Source organism: Priestia sp. SIMBA_032, assembly GCF_046535215.1.
GTDB lineage: Bacteria > Bacillota > Bacilli > Bacillales > Bacillaceae_H > Priestia > Priestia aryabhattai.
Window position 1 is genome coordinate 1 of record NZ_JAWRXD010000939.1, and the last position, 261, is coordinate 261.

1 pseudogene is annotated in these 261 nt (G+C 34.1%); it reads right to left on the reverse strand.

Features of this window, described 5'->3' with window-relative positions:
- Window positions 1-261, reverse strand: a pseudogene (locus SB717_RS37095) (glycosyl hydrolase family 8); the annotation flags it as partial.

The following is a 261-nucleotide window of genomic DNA, read 5'->3' on the forward strand; positions in this document are numbered from 1 at the left end:
CTTTCTTTCTTATTCTTCATCCAATCCCAACCGCTATTTACCCACTTTTGATTATTGCTACTCGTTATACTTGCAGCAATAAACGGTGAAACAAATACAGCAGTTGAATAACTACCAATATTGGATCCGTTTAATTGATAACCATCCACAATTTTAGAAGGATTTCCATTCGTTTTATTTTGAATCCATGAAGAGACTTTATCAGAAATGACTTTACTTCTTTTCTCGCCGTACATCGCATAGTCCATTACAATTCTCAAT